The following is a 7,197-nucleotide window of genomic DNA, read 5'->3' as shown; positions in this document are numbered from 1 at the left end:
GGGGTGACTGATGGGGCTCGAACCCACGACAACCGGAATCACAATCCGGGACTCTACCAACTGAGCTACAATCACCACTGACTTTCAATTCTGCTAACCAATACGACAGTAACAGTACATGCCGAATGGTGCGCCCAGAAGGATTCGAACCTTCGGCCTTACCCTCCGGAGGGGTACGCTCTATCCAGCTGAGCTATGGGCGCTCGCCTTGGTTAGCGACGCATATATTAGGGATAAAACACCGTCACGTCTAGCCCTGATTTGCTTTTTTTAACTGACTGATTAACTTTTGACTCATTTGCGCTAACTATTTGCTCACTTCTTACTTATTCGCACTCATTTACGAGAGTTATTAACTTTATACTGACATTAATTTAGCTTGGATCACATTTGTATTTATGGTAATTATAATGACTGTTCAACAATAATTTGTTCACATAATTAATAGGATAACGGTCAACAAGGGTATGGATACTGCAATAAGTCACTCAATAGCCTCTCCACGAGTCGAGCATCTGCAAAAAAGGATCGCTCGCTTAAAGCGTTTGGCTAAAAAATATAAACGTTCTGAGACTATTCAGAACGCTTTACTGGGTATTTCTAATATTGCGACCCAGGTCACTTCACTTGATGATTTTTATCAACGAGTACACTTACATCTGCAGCAACTTATCCCTGCAGAAAACTTTTTTATTGCATCTCAAGACCAAAAAACCGGACTGACAAGTTTACCTTTTTTTGCCGACCAACAAGATTCTCACCCAACGGAACTCTACCCAGACCAGGAAATATCAGCATTACTTAATAGTGGTTTAACAGGTTATGTGCTCCGTAATGGCACACCTTTGTTATGCGACGATAATAAGTTTAATGAATTGATCGCCAGTGGCGATATTAAAAGCCTTGGCTCTCCAAGTCACCAATGGCTTGGCGTACCCATCAAGAACCAAGATGTCGTCAGTGGTGTACTTGTTGTACAAAGCTATAACGAAGCCAATACCTACGGTGAACTTGAATTAGAATTAATGGGTTTCATTTGCCATCATATTTCTGGGGTAATGGAACGGCTTGAGCATCATGAACAACTAGAACAAGCCATTGTTGAACGCACTAAAGAACTCAGCCAAGCTTATGAAAAAGTCAAAAAAGAGATAACGGAACGAGTTAAAGCCGAAAAATTACAAAAAGCCTTATTCGAAATTGCCGATTTATCTGCATCAAATGTACTCCAACAAGACTTTTATTTACGACTTCACACTATTATGAGTCAATTAATACCGGCTGATAACTGTTTTATCTCATTGATAAACGATAACAATATGTTGTCGTTTCCTTTCTATGTTTCGCAAATGACAACCGAATATCCAGCCTCTCGTCCTATGCAGGATGGGCTAACAGAATACATCTTAGAACATAAATTACCGCGGTTATTATCATCTAAAGATATCGCTGACATGGTTGCTAATGGTGAGATTTACGCAAAATCACCAGAATTAAACAAAACCGATAGAATGCATCAATGGATAGGCATTCCGCTGATCATTAATGGCGATGTCGCTGGCGCATTAACGATTTATAGCTTGGGTGACGCTCATATTTATCAATTGAAAGATTTAGAGTTGCTGACGTTTGTGTCTCAGCATATGGCCAATGCTATTGAACGTAAATTGGCGGCTGAGTCACTGAAAAATAGCCATGAGCAGTTAGAAGATAAAGTCGTTAAACGCACTCGAGCACTCGCTGAACTGAACAGCAATCTTCAACAAGAAATTAATCAGCGCCGAAAGATTGAAGATCAACTCTTACACGATGCTCAGCATGATGGACTGACAGGGTTACCCAATCGCAGCTATTTAATGGAACGATTATCACAAGCATTAAAACACTTGCGCCGGCATGGATTAGATCAGTTTGCATTATTATTTATCGATCTCGACCGCTTTAAAGTGATCAATGATTCTTTTGGTCATCTCGAAGGCGATCGCTTTTTAATTGAAACCGCACAACGTATCAAGTCATGTATACGTGAAAATGACACTCTAGCAAGAATGGGCGGTGATGAATTTGTTATTTTGCTGGATTCTATTAATGCCACGGAAGATGCTATCGAGGTCAGTGATCGTATTTTACAAGCGTTGTCGATGCCCTATCAGCTCGCCAAACAAGAGTTTATTTCTGGTGCCAGTATCGGGGTTGCATTTAGCGGGCGTAATAAATTGGTTACCAGTGAATCGCTGCTGCGTGATGCTGACGCTGCTATGTATCAGGCTAAAGCTAATGGTAAGGGTTGTTATGTTATTTTTGACGACAAGCTCAGCGCACAATCTAAGCTACAACATGAATTGGAAATTGATTTTAAAAACGCCCTAGACCAACAAGAATTTGAAATTAACTACGTTGAAGTAGTCGATTTTACTAATGGTGAAATCATTGCCATTGAACCTCACGTTGAGTGGCACCATCCCAAACAAGGCATAATTGAACATGGCAAAATGAAAAGTCTTGCCGCACAATACCAGCTCACACTTAATATCGACGGTTATATTTTTTCTCACTTAAGTGAACAGTATCAATTTCTTAAACAAAAATATGGACCATCAGTATACTTACATCTATCCATTAGCAGCCAGCACATCAAAAATAAATTCGTATTACGCAATCTCAAGCAAACGATTAAAAGTAGCAACATCAATCTTGAGAAATTAATATTATTCTTTAACGAAAAAGCACTAGTGCAAGACACCGAAAACCACATCAATGGTTTCGAGCTCATCTCGCAACTAGGCGTGCAAATCGGGATCGATGGCTATGGCACAGGTTACAGTTCACTCAGTTGCCTGAGCTTTTTACCGATTAAGGCATTAAAGTTAGATGATGACATCAGTAAGCATTTACTCAATGACAAACAGTTACAATTAGTCAAAGCTTACCAACTGACGGCACAAACACTTAATTTCGATATTTACGCCACTACAGTAGACACACAACAACAAGTAAGGCAGTTTTTAGAACTGGGTTATGTGCGTGGTCAAGGACGAGCGATCAGTAAACTTTTTAACGAAAAAAAAAAACCACATAAGGCCTGTGCCTAATCAATAAGTCCAACCCAATTAGCACTATTTTTTAAACATATCGCGTATGTTGGCGATGTGACTTTTACTGGTTTCGACACGCTGCTCTTCTGTTTGAACAGGCTTACGGTTTTCCCAAATTAAGTCATCTTGCGGTAACTCAAGTAAAAAACGGCTCGGCTCACATCGCATTGTTTCACCGAATTGGCGACGTTCACGGCATATTACAAACCACAATTCACGTTGTGCACGGGTAATACCCACATACGCAAGACGGCGTTCTTCATCGACATTATCTTCGTCAATACTCGACTGATGCGGCAAAATGCGCTCTTCAACGCCCACCATAAATACAAAAGGATATTCCAGTCCTTTAGAGGCATGTAACGTCATTAACTGAACTTGATCGCCACCTTCATCCTCACTGTTGCGTTCCATCATGTCGCGCAGGGTTAATCGAGTAACCACTTCTGGTAGCGTCATCGGTTCATCTAACTCATCACCTTCGAGCATTTCGGTAACCCAGCGGTATAATTCCGAAATATTCTTCATCCTCATTTCAGCTGCTTTAGCGCTGGTACTCGTTTCGTATAAGTAATCTTCGTAATTTATTTTACGTATAAGCTGTTTAATCGCTTCAACAGGCTCACCCCGCGTGGCAACTTCACCAGTATCAACAATAAATTTACCAAATTGATACAAGGAGTTAACCGCAGCTGGTGCTAAGTGATGGTTGAGTTCAACATCAAAAATAGCTTCAAATAATGATATATGCTTTTGATTGGCAAAATTACCTAAACGCTCCAGCGACGCAGGGCCGATACCACGCTTAGGTAAGTTAACCACCCGTAAAAAAGCATTGTCATCGTCAGGGTTCACCACTAAACGTAAATATCCCATGATATCTTTAATTTCTGCACGAGAAAAAAATGAAGTACCACCACTAAGCTTATAAGGAATACGGTTGGTCATAAGCGATCGTTCGAGTAAACGAGACTGATGATTACCTCGGTATAAAATGGCGTAATCACCGAACTTAGTCCGCCCAACAAACTTATGCCGAATGATCTCGGCAACCACTCGTTCAGCTTCCTGCTCTTCGTTAGCGGCAATTAATACTCTTAAGGGCTCACCGTAAGCTAACTCACTGAATAACGCTTTGTCGTACACATGAGGGTTGTTAGCAATCAAAATATTGGCTGCCCGAAGAATACGTTGGCTTGAACGATAGTTTTGCTCTAACTTTATGAGTTTAAGTTTTGGGAAGTCAGTCCCTAATAACACCAGGTTCTGTGGCTTTGCACCACGCCAAGAATAAATAGACTGATCATCATCACCTACCACCGTAAAACGTGCTCGCTCGCCCACCAGTAATTTAACTAACTCATATTGGCTGGTATTGGTATCTTGATACTCATCCACCAGCAAATATTGAATTTTAGTCTGCCAACGGGTGCGGACTTCTTCATTCATCCGCAATAATAAGGTTGGAATTAAGATTAGGTCATCAAAATCGAGCGCATTGTAAGATTTCATATGCTGAGCATACCTGGCATATAACATGGCAAATAATTGGCTTTGCTCATCTTTTGCCATACTTTTTGCTTGCTGAGGGATCACTAATCCCCCTTTCCAATTCGATATCGCTGATGCCAAAGATTTGATCAGGTCTTTATCATCATCTAACTCATCTTCGGTCAGTTCTTTTAATAACGCGAAAGTGTCTTGGTCATCAAACAATGAAAAACCCGCTTTAAGCCCAAGCACTTTATGCTCGCGCTTAATGATTTCGAGCCCTAAGGTGTGAAAAGTAGAAATCCATAATCCGCGCGCTTCTTTGCGCCCCATCGACTGAGCAACACGTTCTTTCATTTCACGGGCGGCTTTGTTGGTAAAGGTTACTGCGGCAATATTACGGGCTTTATAGCCACACTTTTCAACTAAGTAAGCAATTTTATTAATGATTACACGTGTTTTACCACTCCCCGCGCCAGCGAGCACTAAGCATGGACCCGATACATAATGTACGGCTTCATTTTGCCCTGGATTGAGTTTCATTAATCATTACACCTTGCTTAGCCTTAAACGAAGGCGGATCATAGCAGAATCAACTGATGACGGTTAACGAAAAATCACACTTAGTGTTTGGAAAAGCGCTTACCTCGGTTACAATTAAATCAATGTCTCAGTAGGGAATCATCATGATTAATCCAAAGAAAATAGAAGAGCTCGCGAAACAACTTAGCGATAACTTACCCAGCGGTGTTAAGCAATTTGCCGGTGAGTTTGAAGAACGCAGCAAGCAGATATTACAAAACCAATTGATGAAACTGGACGTGGTATCGCGCGAAGAGTTTGAGGTTCAGCAACATGTGTTGCTTAAAACCCGCGAGAAGCTTGAAGCATTACAAGCGCAAGTGAATGAGTTAGAAAAAAAGTTTGCCGAGTAACTAACCTAAATTCGGAATAACGATTGATATTACTGACTCTGTAATCGTTTTAACTCATTTACAGACATAAAAAATGACGCTATTTAGCGTCATTTTTTTACACCCACTAAGCTTGTTAACCTCAGTTCTGGTTAAGAGACTCTGCTAATGCATATAAGCAAAGCGCGACGTTTTCGCGACGGGCACCATAGCCCATTAAGCCGATGCGCCATGCTTTACCCGCTAAAGCACCTAAGCCTGCACCAATTTCTAAATTATATTCTTCCAATAAATGCTTACGCACTGCAGCATCATCAACACCATCTGGAATATAAACGGTATTAAGTTGCGGTAAACGAGACGCTTCTTTAACCACAAATTTCAATCCAAGCTTGGTTAATCCATCGCGTAATAATTGATGCATTTTACGGTGTCTTGCCCAGGCATTTTCGAGCCCTTCATTGGCTAACAAACGTAAAGACTCATGGAGGGAATATAATGCATTAACGGGTGCAGTATGATGATAGCTGCGCTTAGCACCAGCGCCGTTGCCCCAATAACCCATCACTAAGGTTTGATCTAAAAACCAACTCTGCACCTGGGTGGTACGAGCTTTTAGTTTAGCAACGGCTTTAGGCGAAAATGACACCGGAGATAAACCGGGCACACAAGATAAGCACTTTTGGCTGCCTGAATAAATGGCATCAATGCCCCACTCATCCACCAGCAATTCAACGCCACCCAATGAGGTCACCGCATCAACAATACTGATACAGTCATGTAATTGCGCCAAGGTGCACAATGTTTTGGCATCCGACAGCGCACCCGTTGAGGTTTCTGCATGTACAAAGGCTAAAAATTTGGCATCAGGATGCGCGACAAGTGCAGCTTCAACTTTATCTGGGCATACGGGTTCGCCCCATTCATTGTCGACCACAACTGCAACACCACCAACACGCTCAACGTTTTGGCGCATGCGCTCACCAAACACCCCATTACGACACACGATGACCTTTTCACCTGGTTCAACTAAATTGACAAAACAGGTTTCCATGCCAGCACTGCCTGGAGCAGATACAGCTAAGGTCATTTCGTTTTTGGTTTGAAAAGCATATTGAATTAAGCTTTTTAGCTCATCCATCATGCCAACAAATAATGGGTCAAGGTGGCCAATAGTCGGCCTTGATTGTGCCGCAAGCACTTCAGGATACACATCTGATGGGCCTGGACCCATTAAGATTCGGCGCGGTGGCATAAAAGCTGGAATTGTTGGTACGGGTAACATCAATGTCTCCTTAAAATGAGGTCGAAATTCATAATTCAGTATGAATCTGGAAAAATTTACCCTACATATAAAGCAAACTATACCAATCAGTTGCTGCAAAATACATTAACATCAATTTATTAGTGGTCGTTGGTAATAGTTTCTACAAACCTACGAATATTTTTTCGTTTTAGGCAAACTGACAATACCACATTGAAGCACTAAATCACCTCAGAATGGTCGTTAACCTGAACTAGGGATAACAAACGACTCTCAACCAGCCCTTTGCCTTGCTAACGGTGTTGAATTAACTTGCAATAGACCCGCTATTGACGCGTCTATTCGCCTTGTTAGTAAAAAAATGACAAGTTTGATAGTGATAAACGTCTAAGTTTATGATCTTTATTATCATATCTTCGTCTCTTATCCAAAA

Annotated in this window: 4 protein-coding genes and 2 tRNA genes; 2 read left to right on the top strand and 4 right to left on the bottom strand. The window is 41.3% G+C overall.

The window, feature by feature from the left end:
• Positions 1-2: 2 nt before the first annotated feature.
• Both AAEY97_RS04230 and AAEY97_RS04225 read right to left on the bottom strand, forming a co-directional pair.
• Positions 3-75, bottom strand: a tRNA-His gene (locus AAEY97_RS04230).
• 51 nt (positions 76-126) lie between these two features.
• Positions 127-203, bottom strand: a tRNA-Arg gene (locus tag AAEY97_RS04225).
• Between the two features lie 264 nt (positions 204-467).
• On the opposite strand from AAEY97_RS04225, the gene AAEY97_RS04220 reads away from it, so the two are divergent.
• On the top strand, positions 468-3,092 hold the full coding sequence (locus tag AAEY97_RS04220; RefSeq protein ID WP_350996801.1) for a sensor domain-containing phosphodiesterase: 2,625 nt from the start codon (positions 468-470) through the stop codon (positions 3,090-3,092).
• A gap of 24 nt (positions 3,093-3,116) precedes the next feature.
• On the opposite strand, the gene rep is transcribed toward AAEY97_RS04220, so the two are convergent.
• A complete protein-coding gene (gene rep / locus AAEY97_RS04215) occupies positions 3,117-5,129 on the bottom strand; it encodes a DNA helicase Rep (RefSeq protein ID WP_350996798.1) in 2,013 nt (670 codons plus the stop codon).
• Between the two features lie 143 nt (positions 5,130-5,272).
• On the opposite strand from rep, the gene ubiK reads away from it, so the two are divergent.
• Positions 5,273-5,521, top strand: coding sequence for a ubiquinone biosynthesis accessory factor UbiK (ubiK, locus tag AAEY97_RS04210; protein ID WP_059746313.1), 249 nt, complete (start codon positions 5,273-5,275; stop codon positions 5,519-5,521).
• Between the two features lie 121 nt (positions 5,522-5,642).
• On the opposite strand, the gene AAEY97_RS04205 is transcribed toward ubiK, so the two are convergent.
• Entirely contained in the window at positions 5,643-6,785 is a 1,143-nt protein-coding gene (locus tag AAEY97_RS04205; RefSeq protein WP_162022169.1) for a pyridoxal-phosphate-dependent aminotransferase family protein, read from the bottom strand.
• Positions 6,786-7,197: the final 412 nt, after the last annotated feature.

The organism is Shewanella sp. TB7-MNA-CIBAN-0143, from assembly GCF_040310065.1.
Taxonomy (GTDB): domain Bacteria; phylum Pseudomonadota; class Gammaproteobacteria; order Enterobacterales; family Shewanellaceae; genus Shewanella.
Note: the sequence above shows the minus strand (reverse complement) of the source record. Positions and strands in the feature narration are given on the sequence as shown.